Genomic DNA, 15,364 nt, shown 5'->3' on the forward strand with positions numbered 1-15,364 from the left:
CGGCCGATGCGGGTCGGGATCGTGTGCCCCTACTCCTTCGACGTGCCGGGCGGGGTCCAGGGGCACGTCATCGACCTGACGAAGGCGCTGCTCGCGCGTGGGCACCAGGTGTCCGTGCTGGCGCCCGCGGACGAGGACGCGGAGCTGCCCGAGTTCGTGCACCCGGCGGGCAAGGCGCTCGGGATCCCGTACAACGGCTCGGTCGCGCGCCTGCAGTTCGGACCGGTCTCGTATGCGCGGGTACGGCGGTGGATCCGCGAAGGCGACTTCGACGTTCTGCACCTGCACGAACCGGCCGCGCCGAGCCTGTCGCTGCTGGCGCTGCTGATCGCCGACGGCCCGATCGTGGCGACCTTCCACACTGCGACCACGCGCTCGCGCACGCTGTCGGCGTTCCAGCCGGTGCTGCGGCCGCTGCTGGAGAAGATCACCGCGCGGATCGCAGTGTCCGCGCTGGCCCGCCGCGTCCAGGTCGAGCACGCGGGCGGTGACGCCGTCGAGATCCCGAACGGTGTCGACGTCGAGTTCTTCTCCTCGGCCGTTCCGCTGCCGGGCTACCCGCGGGCCGGCGGCACGGTCGGCTTCGTCGGCCGGTTCGGCGAGCCGCGCAAGGGCATGGGCGTGCTGCTGGAAGCGCTGCGGCGGATCCTGCCGGAGTTCGAGGACCTGCGGCTGGTCGTGGTCGGCCGCGGTGACGACGACCAGCTGCGCCGTGACGCCGGCCCGGAGCTGGCTCCGCACCTGGAGCTGCTCGGCCAGGTCGACGACGCCACGAAGGCCCAGGCGCTGCGCAGCGTCGACGTCTACTGCGCACCCAACACCGGCGGCGAGAGCTTCGGGATGATCCTCACCGAGGCGATGGCGGCCGGGACCCCGGTACTGGCCAGCGGGCTCGACTCGTTCCGGCGGGTGCTCGACGACGGCCGCGCCGGGCTGCTGGTCGAGACCGGTGACCCGGCGGCACTCGCGGACGGGCTGCGCGAGCTGCTCGGTGACCCGGCGCGCCGGGCGTCGCTGGCCGCGGCGGCCGGGGAGCGCGTCACGATGTACGACTGGTCGGTGGTGGCCACGCAGGTGCTGCGCGTCTACGAGACGGCCGTCGCCGCCGACCCGCGGCGGGTCGCGGCCACGGCGGAGCGGGAGCTCGCCCGGTGAGCGTGCTCGGCTGGCTCCTCCCGCTGCTCGCGTTGATCGTGCTATTGGGCGGGCTCTTCCTGGTGGCGACGGCGAACCGGCTCGACCGGCTGCACGTCCGCACGGACGCCGGCTGGGCCGCGCTGGACGCGGCGTTGGCACGGCGGGCCGTGGTGGCGCGCGCGGTCGCTTCGGTGCTGGGCTCCCCGGGCCTGCGAACGTCGGCGGAACGCGCCGAGGCGGCGCCGCGGGCCGAGCGCGAAGCCGCGGAGAACGAGCTGACGCTGGAGCTGGGCCGCGTCGACCGGGCGGGCCTGCCGGCCGAGCTGGCCGAGGAGCTGACCGACGCCGAGCACCGGGTGGTGATCGCCCGCCGCGTCCACAACGACGCCGTCCGCGACACGCTGCGGCTGCGGCGGCGGCGGAAGGTGCGGTACTTCCGCCTCGCGGGGACCGCGCCGCTGCCGGAGTACTTCGAATTCGCGGAGCCGGAGGTCTGACGTGTGGTGGGTGGTCGTCGAGGAGCAGCGCGGCGGCGGGGACGCGCGCGCCTGGAACGTCACGAAGACGAAGCCGGCGGGCGGCGATCGCGAGCAGGCCGACGCGGTGGCGCGGAGCCTGGCGTTCTCGCACGAGCCGGTGCACCCGTCGAAGGTGACGGAGCGGAAGGTGCTGCAGGTCGCCGACGGGTATCTGGTGATCGCGTCCGGCCCTACGGCTAAGTTCCACTTCCGTGTGACACTTGGCCAGAGTGTGGTGGCGCCGTGACCTGGTGGGTGGTCGTCGAGGAGCAGCGCACCTCGGAGCGGCACTGGGCGCTGTCGGAGCGGTTTTCCCATCCCGACCAGGAAACCGCCGAGGCGGAGGCGCTGCGGCTGGCGCGCGAGTACCAGCCCGCCTACCCGTGGTCGCCCAAGTCGCGGACGGTCCTGCGGGGCCCGGGCGGGTACGTGGTGATCGTCGAAGGCCGGACGTCGACGTTCCACTTCCGGCTGAGCGTGCTCGAAGAACTCTGAAACCTCCGGCGGCGCGGCCGCGTCGGAGGGGCATGAGTACGTGGTGGGTGGTCATCGAAGAGCAGGGCGGCGCGGGCGACGGCCGCGGCTGGGGCGTCGCCGACGCGGCGGGGTACGCCGACCGCGACACCGCGTTCGGCGAGGCGCACCTGCTGGCGAAGCAGCACCGGCCGCCCCGGCCGTCGTCGCCGCAGAAGCGGGTCGTGCTGCGGGTGAGCGACGGGTACCTGGTGCTGGTCAAGGGCAAGACCGACGTCTGGCAGTTCCGCGTGACGGTGGGCGAGCAGGCCGGCGGCTGACACACTGGGCGGCATGAGCGAAACCTGCGACGTCGCCCACGGCACGGCTCCGGCCGACCCGGGGTTGCGGACCCTGGTGGCGGTGTTCGCGTCGCCGGTGTCGCGGTCCCTGCTGAAGTTCGCGAAGGAGCTCGGCTACCACGTGGCGCTGTTCGAGCCCGATCCCGCGCGCGTCACCGACGTGCCCGAGGGCATCGACGCGGACACCGTGCTGCCGCCGCTCGACGCGTCCGCCGACGTGGTCGTCACCGACCACCACCGGCCCGAGCTGGGGCAGGTGCTCAAGGCCGCGCTCGAAGGCGAGCCGCGCTGGGTGGGCGTGCTCGGCAACCCGCGTCACCCCGGCCCGCACGTCGCCGCCCTGCAGGGGCTGGGCGTGCCGGAGTCCGACATCGCCCGCGTCCACCGCCCGGTCGGGCTCAACATCGGCTCCCGCACCCCGCCCGAGATCGCCCTGGCGACCTTGGCGGGCCTCATCGCCGACCGCAACAACCGCCCCGGCGGCTTCGACTTCGCCTCCTAGCCGTACCCAGCCGGACGACACGCGTACCCAGCCGGACGACACGGCGGGTGGCCCGGGCTTCGCCGTGTCGTCCGTCCAGGTGCGCGTGTCGTCCGGCCAGGTACGGCTAGTGGACCGCCATTCCCTCCGGCATCGGCTCGAACCGCGCGTGGCGGCGGGTGAACGTCGCCGTGCCCGAGGTCATCGAACGCAGGTCGATCAGGTACCGCACCAGTTCCGTGGCCGGGACCTCCGCGCGGATCACCGTCCGGCCGCCTTCGCCCGCCTCGGTGCCCAGCACGCGGCCGCGGCGGGAAGACAAGTCGCCGAGGACCGTGCCGAGGTGCTCGTCCGGCAGCCGGATCGCCACCTCCTCCAAGGGTTCCAGCATCGTGATGTGCCCGTTCGCCGCGGCCTCCCGCAAGGCCAGGGCGCCCGCCGTCTGGAACGCCGCGTCCGACGAATCCACGCTGTGGGCCTTGCCGTCCACCAGGGTCACCTTGACGTCGACGACCGGGTGGCCGTCGGCGAGGCCGCGCGCCAGCTGGGCACGCACGCCCTTCTCCACGCTCGGGATGAACTGGTGCGGCACCGCGCCGCCGACGACCTTGTCCACGAACTGGAACCCGCCGCCGCGCGGCAGCGGCTCGACCTCGATGTCGCAGACGGCGAACTGGCCGTGCCCGCCGGACTGCTTGACGTGCCGCCCGTGGCCCTTGGCCGGCTTGCTGAACGTCGAGCGCAGGCTGATCTTCACCGGCTCGGTGTCGACGTCCGCGCCGCCCGCGCGCAGCCGCGAGAGCACGACGTCGGCGTGGGCCTCGCCCATGCACCACAGCACCAGCTGGCCGGTCTCGGCGTTGCGGTCCAGCCGCAGCGTCGGGTCGCCGGCGACCAGGCGGGACAGGTTGCGGGCCAGCGTGTCCTCGTCGCTGCGGGTCTTCGCGACCACCGCCACCGGCAGCAGCGGCTCCGGCATCGCCCACGGCTCCATCAGCAGCGGGTCGTCGGGGGAGGAGACGGTGTCGCCGGTCTCCGCCGAGCCGACCTTCGTCAGCGCGCAGAGGTCGCCCGCGACGCAGTAGGGCACCTCCCGCAGGGACGAACCGAGCGGCGAATACAGGTGGGCGACGCGCTCGTCGGCGTCGTGGTCCTCGTGACCGCGCTCGGCGAGGCCGTGCCCGGACACGTGCACCGGCCGCTCGGGCCGCAGCGTCCCGGAGAACACCCGGACGAGGGACACCCGGCCGACGTAGGAGTCCACCGCCGTCCGGACGACCTCCGCGGCGAGGGGGCCCGCGGGGTCGGCGGTGATCGCGGCGTGCTCGCCGCCGTCCGGCGTGGTGACGTCGGGTGGCCGGTGCTCCAGCGGGGAGGGGAACGCGCGGACGATGCCGTCGAGCACCTCGGCCAGGCCGATCCCGCTGGTCGAGCACACCGGGATGACGGGGTGGAAGGACCCGCGCGCGACCGCGGTCTCCAGGTCGGCGATGAGGGTGGCCTCCGCGATCTCCTCGCCGGCGAGGTAGCGGTCCATCAGGGACTCGTCCTCGCTCTCGGCGATGATCCCTTCGATCAGCTCGTTGCGCGCCTCGGCCATCCGTTCCAGGTCGGCCGCGGCCGGCTCGCCGACCGTCGGCGGGTGCCCGCCGGAGTAGTCGAAGTAGCGCTGGGTGATCAGCCCGACCAGGCCGTCGCCCGCGGGCAGGTACAACGGCAGCACCCCGGCGCCGAACGCGGCCTGGCAGGCGGCGATCTCGGCCATCGCGTCGGCCCGGTGGTGGTCGAGCCGGGAGACGACGACCGCGCGCGGCATCCCGACCGCGGCGCACTCCTCCCACACCGCGACCGTCGCCGCGTCGACGCCCTCGGAGGCGGAGACGACGAACAGCGCCGCGTCGGCCGCCCGCAACCCCGCCCGCAGCTCCCCGACGAAGTCCGCGTACCCGGGCGTGTCGATCAGGTTGATCTTGTGGCCCTGGTGCAGCACCGGCGCGACCGAGAGGCCGACCGAGCGCTGCTGGCGGACCGCCGCCGGGTCGTGGTCGCACACCGTCGTGCCGTCGACCACCGAGCCCGCCCGCGGCACCATGCCGGAAGCGGCGAGCAGGGCTTCGGCGAGGGTGGTCTTCCCGGAACCGGCCGGGCCGACGAGCACGACGTTGCGGACCTTGGCGGGGTCGTCCACAGCGACGGCGGCCCCGGTGTCGGCGTTCTTGGCTTGTTTGTCTGCCATGACGACTCCTCGGCGAACGGCTGGTGTACGGGATGTGTCCTCGATCACACACCCGCTACCCTGGTCACGGCAAGGCAAGGCCTCCGGGACCAGCCGAATGCCCCGGGGGAAGTGCGGTGCGAGGGGGAGTGGCATGGACAGGCGGGCTTTTTTGCGCATTTCCGGGGCGGTGCCGGTGGCGGGCCTGGCGGGGTGGCCCCCGCCGGACGACTGGGAGCGGCTCCGGAAGCGGCTTTCGGGGCCGCTGTTCCGGCCCGGCGACCCGGGCTACCCGGAGGCCAAGCAGGGTTTCTTCACGATGTACGACGACCGGATGCCGGCCGCGGTCGTCGGCGCGGCGCGCGTCGAAGACGTTCAGGCCGCGGTCGGGTTCGCCGCCCGGCACGGGCTGCCGGTCGCCGCCCGCAGCGGCGGGCACAGCTACCCCGGCTATTCCACTGTGGACGGCGGGATCGTGGTGGACCTCAGCCGGTTTTCCGGCATCGACGTGCGCCCGGACGGCCGCGCGGCGATCGGGGCGGGCGCCCGGCTGGGGCCGATCGCGACGACGCTGGCCGCCCACGGCCGGGTCCTGCCGGCCGGCTCGTGCGAAACCGTCGGCATCGCCGGGCTCGCCCTGGGCGGCGGCGTCGGCCTGGTCGACCGCAAGCACGGGCTGACGTGCGACCACCTGGAGGCGGCGCGGATCGTCACCGCCGACGGCCGGGGCCGCACGGTGTCGAGGGCGGCCGAGCCGGACCTGTTCTGGGCGCTGCGCGGCGGGGGCGGCGGCAACTTCGGGATCGTCACCGGGTTCACCTTCTCGACCGTGCCGATCGCCGACGTCGTCACCTACAAGCTCACGTTCGCGGTGGGCACCCAGGCCGCGTTGCTGGCCGGCTGGCAGGAATGGCTGCCCGGGATGCCGGACGAGCTGTGGTCCGGGGTGAACATCGGCGCGGCGACCGCCGAGACCAGCGGGACGTTCCTGGGCACCGAGGCCCGGCTGAAGCCGCTGCTCGACGACCTCGTCCGCCGCGTGGGCACCGCTCCCGCCCAGCGGGAGGCGCGAATGCAGGACCACCTGAGCGCGCTGCGGTCGTTCGACGACCACGAGGCCCGGCCCGGGGCGGTCGCGGCGCGGGCGGCGTACGTCGGCACCTCGCGCATGCTGCGGCGGCCCGTCGACGACCCGGCCGCGGTCGTCGACGTGCTGACCCGGTCTCCGCGCGTCGGCACGCTCATCGACTCCGCCGGCGGGGCGATCGCCCGCGTCGGCGCCCGCGAGACGGCGTTCCCGCACCGGTCCGCCCTGGCGAGCTTCCAGTTCCTGCACGGTGCCGCGCCCGAAGACGGCGGCGAGGCCGAGGCCCGGCGCGCGCTGGCCGCCGTGCGCGACGGGCTGGGGCCCGAGTTCGGCACCACCGGGTACGTCAACTACCTCGACCCGGACATGCCGGACTGGGCGCAGGCGTACTACGGGGTGAACCTGCCGCGGCTGCGTGCCATCGCCCGGAAGTACGACCCGGACGGGGTTTTCGCCTTCCCGCAAGGGCTTTCCGGGCCCCGCTCGACCGTCCACATCGGAGCTACTTAGACTGCGCGGACTTCGTGCAGAGAGGCAGCGCGTGCTCGACCTGGCATTCTCCACAGAGGACCTGGCGCACACCCGGTTCGCGTTCTCCCCGGCCTGGGAGATCGTCGCGAGCGTCCGCGTCCTGAACGCCCCGGGGCAGCACGCGCTGCACCTGCCGTGGATCAAGCGCGCCACGGCGGCGCTGGCCGGAGCCGGCCTCGACATCGGGCTGCTGCGTGACCTCGTCCCGCTGCGGCACCTGCCCGGGTTCCTGGCCGGCACGCCGTCGACGCCGCTGCCGGAGCTGGCCGACGAGCTCGCCGACCTGCGGGACGTGCCCGCCCGCCTGGTCCGGCGCGAGCTCGACGCGATGGCGGGGCCGCGCTCGCCCGCGCTGACCCGCCTCCACCGCGAGCCGGAGGCGGGCCTGGACCGGCTCGCGACGCTGATGGAGCGGTACTGGCGCCTCGTGCTGGCCCCCGACTGGCCGCGGATCCGCGCGCTGCTCGAGGCCGACGTGCTCTACCGGTCCCGGCTGCTGGCCCAGGGCGGCGCCGCCGAGCTGTTCAACGACCTCACGCCGCTGGTCCGCTGGCAGGACGGCACGCTCACGGTGGCGCACCGGCACCTGCACGCGGCCGTCCCGCTCGACGGTCGCGGCCTGGTGCTGGTGCCCTCGGCGTTCGTCTGGCCGCGGGTGGTCTCCAAGACCGACGCGCGCTGGCAGCCGGTGCTGCGCTACCCGCCGCGCGGGATCGCCACGCTCTGGGAGACCGGCACGGCCACCGCGCCCGGCGCGCTGGCCGCCGTGGTGGGCCGCGGCCGGGCGATGCTGCTGGCCGAGCTGGCCGCGCCGGCGTCCACCGCGGAGCTGGCCCGCCGGAGCGGGCTGAGCGCCGGGGCGGTGTCGCAGCACCTCGGCATACTCAACGCTGCGGGCCTGGTCAACCGGCATCGTGCGGGACGTCACGTGCTCTACGTGCGCACTTCACTCGCGGAAGCCCTGGTCGCGGGCACCGGCGAAGTGGACTGCTGAGATACCCGCGTACTGGCCTTCTTGAAGGGTCCACCGTCGACCTACCCTCGGACTCGTCACCCCCTGTTCTCGTTGTGGAAAGGCCCCGTCGTGTCCGAGCAGCAGACCGTCCCCAGTGGCACCGTCCAGTCCGTCACCGGCACCGCCAAGGTGAAGCGCGGCATGGCCGAGATGCTCAAGGGCGGCGTGATCATGGACGTGGTCACCGCCGAGCAGGCCAAGATCGCCGAAGACGCCGGCGCGGTCGCGGTGATGGCCCTCGAGCGCGTGCCCGCCGACATCCGCGCCCAGGGCGGCGTCGCCCGGATGAGCGACCCCGACCTGATCGACGGCATCATCGAAGCCGTCTCGATCCCGGTGATGGCCAAGGCGCGCATCGGCCACTTCGTCGAGGCGCAGGTCCTGCAGTCCCTCGGCGTCGACTACGTCGACGAGTCCGAGGTCCTCACCCCGGCCGACTACGCCAACCACATCGACAAGTGGGCGTTCACGGTGCCCTTCGTCTGCGGCGCGACCAACCTCGGCGAAGCCCTGCGCCGCATCACCGAGGGCGCGGCGATGATCCGCTCCAAGGGCGAGGCCGGTACCGGCGACGTCTCCAACGCGACCACCCACATGCGCCAGATCCGGCAGGAGATCCGGCGGCTGACCTCGCTGCCGGAGGACGAGCTGTTCGTGGCGGCGAAGGAGCTGCAGGCACCGTACGAGCTGGTGCGCGAGGTCGCGCAGGCCGGCAAGCTGCCGGTGGTGCTGTTCACCGCGGGCGGCATCGCCACCCCGGCCGACGCGGCGATGATGATGCAGCTCGGCGCCGAGGGCGTGTTCGTCGGCTCGGGCATCTTCAAGTCCGGCAACCCGGCCCAGCGCGCCGAGGCGATCGTCAAGGCGACGACGTTCTACGACGACCCGGACGTCCTGGCGAAGGTTTCGCGCGGCCTGGGCGAGGCGATGGTCGGGATCAACGTCGAGGAGCTCCCGGAGCCGCACCGCCTCGCCGAGCGCGGCTGGTAACGCGAGGATCCGGGTCCACGCCGCCGACGTGGCGGCGTGGACCCGTTGGCTGGGTCCGCGATGCCGTCACGGCTCTCGCCGACGCCTCCGACACCGCTGCTGCACCGGCGATCGACGGACTGCGCCTTCGCCGCGAGTTGTCCTGGGCCGTGAGCGGGGGCGCCGTGAGCCGGGCGTCGTTCAGCGACCCAACGGAGCCGTGAACTGCTTGCTCGAGGAGGCCTGAAGGGTGCAGGCCGCGGTGGACTTCCCGGCCAGCCAGGCCTTCGAGTCCGGGTAGAAGACGCCGAGGTCGGCCTCGACCGGCGGGCTGTACGCCGCCCCGAACTTGGCTGTGCGGCGGGCCTCGCAGGCGGTCTTCGCCTGCTTCTCGAGGTAGTCCTCGCCCGGGTACTCGCCCTTGAGGAAGCCGGTCAGCGGCACGGTGTCGAACACCTCGCCGTCGTGGGGCTTGGTGCAGTCGGCCTTCGTCGCGTCCAGGCCGTAGCCGTCCGGGGTGTTGTAGCACTCGCCGACCTTGAGTCCCACGATCGTGGGCGTCGTCCCCGTCGTCTTGGCCTTGTCGGTGATGTAGATGACGCCCGCGGTCAGCCCGCCCGCCCACAGCAGGCTCAGCACGATGCCGGCGATGGCCATGCCACGCCCCGACTGCCCGGTCCGGCCGATCTGGACCAGCGCCACGATCCCCAGGACCAGGGCGGGGATCAGGGACAGGCCGCAGAGGCCGAGGAGCCCGAGGATCAGCGACGCGGTCGCGAAGCCGTTCCGGCCCGTCGGCTTCGGCGCGGCCTGCACCCCGGGCATCCACTGCGGCGGGTTCGGCGGGTACTGGTCGGACATGGTTCCCCCTGCGTGATCGACATCGAGCGACGGTCAGTATGGACAAAACCGGGGGAAAGTGTCACACCGGGTTAGGCCATCCGGCACAATGACCCCCGACACGGGCGGGGCGAGGACCGGAGGCGCTGTGCAGGGGCGGGACGTGGTCGTGGCCGGGCGGACGACGGAGATGTGGGAGCGGCTGTTCCAGCCGACCGAACGGTGGGGCTGGGAGTTCGTCAAACCCGTGCCCGCGTCGGTCAGCCCGGAGGCGAACACCCCGCCGGTGGCGGAACAGGTGTACGCGCCGCAGGACTACCAGCTGCGGGAAAAGCGCAGCAAGCGGGCGTGGCTCGGGCTGCTCGGCTACGTCGTGCTGGCCTTCGTGATCTCGTTGATGGCCGCCGGCATGGTGAACGCGGTGGCCAAGCAGGTCCCCGTCGCCGTCGAGGTGACGGGCTGGGTCGTGCTCGGCATCGGTGTCCTGCTGGCGGTCTTGAACCTCCTCCGCACCCGGCGCCGGTTCAGCGTGATGAAACGCGACTACACCACGCGCTACAACGCCGCCGTCGAACGCTACAACCAGGCCTACACCTCGTGGCAGCAGCGCGTCGCCGACCATGACCGGCGGGAGGCGCAGCGGGTGGCGGCGGCGATGCGCTGGTACCCGATCCAGCTGACTTCGCGCCCGGCCCGGATCGACGTCTTCGGCGGCACCGAGGACGGCTGGGCGAGCTTGCTCATGACCGTCGGTTCGACGCAGCTCGCCGCCGGTTCGTCGGTCTTCCTGCTCGACTTCACCGACCTCGCGGTGGGGGACAACCTCGCCGTCGCCGCGGCGGGCAAGGGCTACGCCGTCGCCGTACAGGAGCTGCCCCGCGACCTCGCCGAACTCGGCATCATCGCCGACCTCGACGCCACCGAGCTGGCCGAGGTGATCGCCGAGACCATGCACACGATGAACCGCACGCAGTTCGGCGCCGACCTGCGCGGGCTGCACATCGACCTGCTCACCGCCGTCGGCGAGCGGCTGAGCGGCCCGCCCACCTTCGCCAAGGTCGTCGCCGGGCTGCAGGTGTTCCGCCGGGTCTACGACGCGGGCTCGGACGACACCCTTTCACCAGACGAGGTGCGCAAGCTCAACTCCTATGTGGACACCGTCGGCAGCACCGAGCAGACTCGCAACGAGCTCCAGGCGCTCGAGGGCGAGCTGCGCGGGCTGGCCCGGGCGGAACGCGCGTCGGAGAAGCAGACGACGGCGGGCTTCCGCGCGCTGTGGCCCGTGCGGGGGTACTCCGTCGTCGCGACCCGGTCCAAGACCGGCCGGCACCGCCGGCTCGTCGAGCACCTCGTCTTCCACCGCACGCTGCAGGAGCTGCACACCCGCGAGTCGACCGGCCGCGAGACGCTGATCGTCGCGGGTGCCGACCAGATCGGGCTCGAATCGCTCGAGGCCATGGCGCGCCAGGCGCGCCGGGCGGGCGTCCGGCTGATCTTCCTCGTCCAGCACCTGCGCGACGACATGCAGAAGCTGCTCGGCGCCGCGGGCACCGTCACCCTGCTGATGCAGCTCGGCAACGGCGACGAAGCGAACAACGCCGCGGAGTTCATCGGCCGCGGGCACAAGTTCGAGCTGTCGCAGCTGACCCTCCAGGTCGGGCGGACGCTGACCCACGGCACCGCCTCGACCGAGGGCGGCTCGGTGGGCATGCAGCGGTCCCGTGGCTACACCTACGGCGGGTCGTCCGGGGGCTCGACGGGGCCGGGCGGCTCGAGTTCGAGCTCGAGCAGCTCGTGGAGCACCACGAACACCACGACGCACAGCCGGGAGCAGAACTGGTCGGAGACGGTCTCGCAGTCCGAGGCCGACTCCGAGAACCGCGGGATGACCGCGGCTCGCGTGTACGAGTTCGAAGTCGAGCCGACCGCTCTGCAGGGGCTCGCGCCGACGGCGTACGTGATGGTCGAGAACGGGTCGTCGGGCCGGCGGGTGCTGACCGGCGACTGCAACCCGGGCACCGTGCTGCTCGACCGGGTCGCCGATCGCCCCCGCATCGGCTGAGGGCCGCCGTGCTGGAGGGGTTCGCGTTCCACGACCTGCTGGCCGTCCCGCGCGGCGACGACTTCGCGGCGGGGGCGGACCGGCCCGACGAAACCGGCGGACGCTCGCCGGCCCAGCTGTTCGCCGCGCTGTCCGCGGCGCACGCCGACCTGCGGTTCCGCGGCCCGGACGCGGCCTTCGCGGTGGCGTGGGAGCGTCCGGCGGGCAGCCGCGCGCTGCGGGTCCTGGTCGGGGGCCGGCCGCACTCCCCGGTGGCGCGCGCGAAGGAGGACGGCGTCGTCCCGGTGCTGTACCCGCCGGGTGGGCTCGGCCGGGCGGCCGACACCGCGGAGATCGCGCAGCGGTGGGCGGCGCTGCCGTCCTGGACCCGCTGCGCGGGCGGCTCCGATCCACTGTGGACACCCCAGTCCGGTGCCGAAGCGCCCGGCCGGGGCGGGTTCGACGACTACGTCGCCCACATGCCCGGCGCGTTCGCCTGGCTGGTCGTGGCGGAACCGGTGGGTGCCGAAGCGATCGAACGCGAGCTGCTCGGGCTGGAGACCACGATGCCGCGGCTGCGGCAGCGGGAGAACTCCGAGCCGGACCGGATCGCCTTGCTGCGCGCGGAAGGCCGCTTCCGGGAGCTCTCGCGCGCCCAGCCGGCGGGCCTGTGGAGCGTGCACGTGCTCGTCGGCGGCCCGGACGAGGCGGCGACCCGCGCGGCGGCCGCGTTGCTGTGCAGCGCCAGCGACCTCGACGCGCTGCCGTACGTGCTGACGCCGGGCACCGACTGCGCCGGGTTCGCCGAAGTCTGGGACAAGCCCGTGGAAAACGGCGCCCTGAGCTCGCCGTTCCGGGCGACCGGCGAGCTCGTCGCGGCGGTCGCGCGGCCGCCGCGGCGGGAGCTGCCGGGCATCCGGATGACCGAGCCGCCGCTGTTCGACGTCACGCCCGAGTACACCGGCGACGTCCCGCTGGGCACGGTGCTCGACGACGCCGACCGGCCGGTCGGGGAGTTCGGCGTCGCGCTGGACACGCTCAACCGGCACACGTTCGTCGCCGGTGCCACCGGCTCGGGCAAGTCCCAGACCGTGCGGCACCTCCTGGAGGGCCTGCACCGCGCCGGGGTGCCGTGGCTGGTGATCGAGCCCGCAAAGGCCGAGTACGCGGCGATGGCGGGCCGGCTGGGCGCCGACGGCCTGGTCACGGTGATCCGGCCCGGCGACCCGGCGGCCTACCCCGGCGGGCTGAACCCCCTAGAACCCGTCGAAGGCTTCCCGCTGCAGACGCACCTGGACCTCGTCCGCGCGCTGTTCCTGGCCGCCTTCGACGCCGACGAGCCGTTTCCGCAGGTCCTGGCGCAGGCGCTGACCCGGTGCTACGCCGACCAGGGCTGGGACACCGTGACCGGGCAGGTGCGCGGGCGCGTCGGCCCGGTGAAGTACCCGAGCCTCGGCGACCTGCAGGCGACCGCGATCGAGGTGGTCAAGGGCATCGGCTACGGCAAGGAGGTCGCCGACAACGTCCGCGGCTTCGTCGACGTCCGGATCGGCTCGCTGCGGCTGGGCACGCCGGGCCGGTTCTTCGAGGGCGGGCACCCCTTGGACGTGGCGGCGCTGCTGCGGGGCAACGTCGTGCTGGAGATCGAGGACATCGGCTCCGACGCCGACAAGGCGTTCTTCATCGGGGCGGTGCTGATCCGGCTGTTCGAGCACCTGCGCGTCCACCACCGGCACGGCGCACGCGGGCTCAAGCACGTCCTGGTGCTGGAGGAGGCGCACCGGCTGCTGAAGCGGGCCGAGCCGGGCAGCCCGGCCGAGCACGCGGTGGAGCTGTTCACGTCGCTGCTGGCGGAGATCCGCGCGTACGGCGAAGGGATCGTCGTCGCCGAGCAGATCCCGGGCAAGATCGTGCCGGACGTCATCAAGAACACCGCGTGCAAGATCCTGCACCGCCTGCCCGCCGAGGACGACCGGCTGGCGGTCGGCGCGACGATGAACCTGAGCGAGGCCCAGTCCCGCCACGTCGTGACGTTGCCGCCGGGCCGGGCCGCGGTGTTCACCGACGGCATGGACCGGCCCCTGCGGTTGCGGATGCCGCTGAACGAAGGCGCCGAGGACACCGCACGGGTGTCGAAGTCGCCGCCCGTGGTGGCGCGCCGGAGTGCCGCATGTGGACGGTTGTGCGCGGCCTCGCCGTGCACGCTGGGCCGGATCAGCGAAGCCGCGCACCGGGCGGACGCCGACCCGAAGCTGGTGCTGTGGCTGGAATTGCTGACGGTCGCGCACATCACCGGCCGCCGGGCCCCCGAACCGGACCGGGGCTGGCTCGCCTCGCTGCGGCGTTCGTTCGACGAGCAGACGCTGGAATGCGCGGTGGCCCACCGCATCCAGGCCGCGGTGGACGCGCGTTACGCGGGCATCGCGGAGTACAACGCGCCCGGCGAGTTCATCGCGCACCTGGCGGCCAGTGCCACGCGCACGCTGAACGGCGAGCCGGGTTGCGCGTTCCCGGAAGTCCGCTGGCAGGCGGGCACCTACCGCTGGTTCGACGTCAAGAGAGCGTTGAAGCCCCGGGAAGGCCCGGACGACACACCGCACCCGGCAACGGAATCGTGGGCGGCGCGCGGCCTGGTGCTGGAGGGCCGCACCCGCGCCGAGCAGCTGGCCGAGCTGCTCGACCGCCCCGAATGCTGGCGCGACGACGACCCGACGGTGCTCGGCGCGGTACGGCCGACGCCGATCGACACCGCGGTCCGGAAGCTCAGCAGGGAAACCGACCCGGGCAAGCGGCTGCTGCACGCGGCCGGGTTCTTGAACCTGCCCAACAGCTGGGCGGTGGCGGTGCTCAAGCTGGGAGGGGGAGCCCGATGAGGGAAACCGGCGAAGTCTCCGGCGCGTCCGACGAACCGGAGGAGGTCAGGCGGGCCGAGGGCATGCAGGAGGCCGACGACGAAGAGCTCGAGGCCCGGGAGGACGTGCGGGCCGACGTCGCGGTGGAGGTCGCGAACACGGTGGGTGGCGAGATCGCGGCCGCGATCACCCCGGTGGCGCGGGATCTTTACGAGAACCGGGAGCACTGGAAGATCCAGGCGGACGCGGCGCTCGCGAAGCTCGAGCGCAAGTTCGGCAAGAAGAGTGAAGAATGAACGAGACGAGCGAAGCGCCGGAGAGTTCCGAGGATCCCGAGGGTTCCGAGGGTTCCGAGGGTTCTGAAGCCGACGACCCGGGCCAGGGCGCCGAGGAGCCGGAATCGGCCGACCGCAGCGGCCCGCAGGAAGCCGACGACGAGACGGAGTCGGCCGACGGTCCGCCTCCACCGGACCAGGCGGACGACGCCGACAATCCGCCGGCGGCCGGTCACCAGCAGGACGGCGAGCCGCCCAGCGCGGGACCCCAGGAAGCCGACGACGAAGCCGACGACCCGGACGACAGCGAGGCCCCGTCCGCGCAAGCCGAGGAAACCGGCGACGCGGAGGCTGAGGAGCCCGAGGCAACAGAGCCTGACGCGGCTGAGGCCGAGGCGGCCGAGACTGAAGCCGCGGAGACCGAGGCGGCAGAGTCTGAGGCGGCGGAGGCTGAGGCCGCTGAGACTGAAGCGGCGGAGACCGAAGCGGCAGAGTCTGAGGCGGCAGAGTCTGAGGCGGCGGAGGCTGAGGCCGCTGAGACTGAAGCGGCGGAGCCGCCTACCGGGCCCGGTTTGCCTCCTGGCTGCC

The 15,364-nt window shown here is 73.3% G+C and carries 14 protein-coding genes and 1 pseudogene; 13 read left to right on the top strand and 2 right to left on the bottom strand.

Going from position 1 to position 15,364, the window contains the following annotated elements; all coding sequences use genetic code 11:
- Positions 1–6 precede the first annotated feature (6 nt).
- Genes ACWDN5_RS31905 through ACWDN5_RS31930 form a run of 6 tightly spaced genes read left to right on the top strand, consistent with a single transcriptional unit; the run spans position 7 to position 2,972 of the window.
- Positions 7–1,155, top strand: coding sequence for a glycosyltransferase family 4 protein (locus ACWDN5_RS31905; protein WP_449678891.1), 1,149 nt, complete (start codon positions 7–9; stop codon positions 1,153–1,155).
- Positions 1,152–1,634: an NUDIX hydrolase gene (locus ACWDN5_RS31910; protein ID WP_449678881.1), complete on the top strand. Its 483-nt coding sequence runs from the start codon at positions 1,152–1,154 to the stop codon at positions 1,632–1,634. Before ACWDN5_RS31905 ends, ACWDN5_RS31910 begins: the two co-directional genes overlap by 4 nt.
- Positions 1,635–1,644: 10 nt before the next feature.
- Positions 1,645–1,902: a hypothetical protein gene (locus ACWDN5_RS31915; protein WP_310970398.1), complete on the top strand. Its 258-nt coding sequence runs from the start codon at positions 1,645–1,647 to the stop codon at positions 1,900–1,902.
- Entirely contained in the window at positions 1,899–2,150 is a 252-nt protein-coding gene (locus ACWDN5_RS31920) for a hypothetical protein (protein ID WP_310970399.1), read from the top strand. Before ACWDN5_RS31915 ends, ACWDN5_RS31920 begins: the two co-directional genes overlap by 4 nt.
- Positions 2,151–2,182: 32 nt before the next feature.
- Positions 2,183–2,449 carry a hypothetical protein gene (locus tag ACWDN5_RS31925; protein WP_310970400.1) on the top strand — a complete coding sequence of 89 codons (267 nt, stop codon included), beginning with the start codon at positions 2,183–2,185 and terminating at the stop codon, positions 2,447–2,449.
- A gap of 13 nt (positions 2,450–2,462) precedes the next feature.
- Entirely contained in the window at positions 2,463–2,972 is a 510-nt protein-coding gene (locus ACWDN5_RS31930; protein ID WP_449678882.1) for an XdhC family protein, read from the top strand.
- A 106-nt stretch (positions 2,973–3,078) separates the two neighbouring features.
- Here ACWDN5_RS31930 and ACWDN5_RS31935 read toward each other — a convergent pair whose 3' ends face one another.
- Positions 3,079–5,187 carry an elongation factor G-like protein EF-G2 gene (locus tag ACWDN5_RS31935; RefSeq protein WP_449678883.1) on the bottom strand — a complete coding sequence of 703 codons (2,109 nt, stop codon included), beginning with the start codon at positions 5,185–5,187 and terminating at the stop codon, positions 3,079–3,081.
- A gap of 133 nt (positions 5,188–5,320) precedes the next feature.
- On the opposite strand from ACWDN5_RS31935, the gene ACWDN5_RS31940 reads away from it, so the two are divergent.
- The 3 genes from ACWDN5_RS31940 to pdxS all read left to right on the top strand — a co-directional run bounded on the left by ACWDN5_RS31940 (position 5,321) and on the right by pdxS (position 8,789).
- Positions 5,321–6,763, top strand: a complete 1,443-nt coding sequence (locus ACWDN5_RS31940; RefSeq protein WP_449678884.1) for an FAD-binding oxidoreductase — start codon at positions 5,321–5,323, stop codon at positions 6,761–6,763.
- Between the two features lie 31 nt (positions 6,764–6,794).
- Positions 6,795–7,778, top strand: a complete 984-nt coding sequence (locus tag ACWDN5_RS31945) for a DUF5937 family protein (protein ID WP_449678885.1) — start codon at positions 6,795–6,797, stop codon at positions 7,776–7,778.
- A 90-nt stretch (positions 7,779–7,868) separates the two neighbouring features.
- On the top strand, positions 7,869–8,789 hold the full coding sequence (gene pdxS, locus ACWDN5_RS31950) for a pyridoxal 5'-phosphate synthase lyase subunit PdxS (RefSeq protein ID WP_310970405.1): 921 nt from the start codon (positions 7,869–7,871) through the stop codon (positions 8,787–8,789).
- 180 nt (positions 8,790–8,969) lie between these two features.
- Here pdxS and ACWDN5_RS31955 read toward each other — a convergent pair whose 3' ends face one another.
- Positions 8,970–9,629, bottom strand: a complete 660-nt coding sequence (locus tag ACWDN5_RS31955; RefSeq protein WP_449678886.1) for a DUF4190 domain-containing protein — start codon at positions 9,627–9,629, stop codon at positions 8,970–8,972.
- 127 nt (positions 9,630–9,756) lie between these two features.
- Between ACWDN5_RS31955 and ACWDN5_RS31960 the strand changes: the two genes are divergently transcribed.
- From ACWDN5_RS31960 to ACWDN5_RS31975, 4 genes and pseudogenes are all read left to right on the top strand, one after another.
- Entirely contained in the window at positions 9,757–11,670 is a 1,914-nt protein-coding gene (locus ACWDN5_RS31960) for a hypothetical protein (protein WP_449678887.1), read from the top strand.
- Positions 11,671–11,678: 8 nt separating this feature from the next.
- Entirely contained in the window at positions 11,679–14,522 is a 2,844-nt protein-coding gene (locus tag ACWDN5_RS31965) for an ATP-binding protein (protein ID WP_449678888.1), read from the top strand.
- Entirely contained in the window at positions 14,519–14,797 is a 279-nt protein-coding gene (locus tag ACWDN5_RS31970; protein WP_449678889.1) for a hypothetical protein, read from the top strand. Before ACWDN5_RS31965 ends, ACWDN5_RS31970 begins: the two co-directional genes overlap by 4 nt.
- A pseudogene (locus ACWDN5_RS31975) lies at positions 14,794–15,364 on the top strand (hypothetical protein); the annotation flags it as partial. The gene ACWDN5_RS31970 and the pseudogene ACWDN5_RS31975, both read left to right, overlap by 4 nt.

Source organism: Amycolatopsis sp. NPDC003731 (genome assembly GCF_053586895.1).

Bases quoted from the DNA above. Each gene is read 5' to 3' on its own strand.
- ACWDN5_RS31930 (WP_449678882.1), top strand. From the start codon at position 2,463: ATGAGCGAAACCTGCGACGTCGCCCACGGCACGGCTCCGGCCGACCCG.
- ACWDN5_RS31925 (WP_310970400.1), top strand. From the start codon at position 2,183: ATGAGTACGTGGTGGGTGGTCATCGAAGAGCAGGGCGGCGCGGGCGAC.
- ACWDN5_RS31905 (WP_449678891.1), top strand. From the start codon at position 7: ATGCGGGTCGGGATCGTGTGCCCCTACTCCTTCGACGTGCCGGGCGGG.
- ACWDN5_RS31955 (WP_449678886.1), bottom strand. From the start codon at position 9,629: ATGTCCGACCAGTACCCGCCGAACCCGCCGCAGTGGATGCCCGGGGTG.
- ACWDN5_RS31940 (WP_449678884.1), top strand. From the start codon at position 5,321: ATGGACAGGCGGGCTTTTTTGCGCATTTCCGGGGCGGTGCCGGTGGCG.
- ACWDN5_RS31970 (WP_449678889.1), top strand. From the start codon at position 14,519: ATGAGGGAAACCGGCGAAGTCTCCGGCGCGTCCGACGAACCGGAGGAG.
- ACWDN5_RS31935 (WP_449678883.1), bottom strand. From the start codon at position 5,187: ATGGCAGACAAACAAGCCAAGAACGCCGACACCGGGGCCGCCGTCGCT.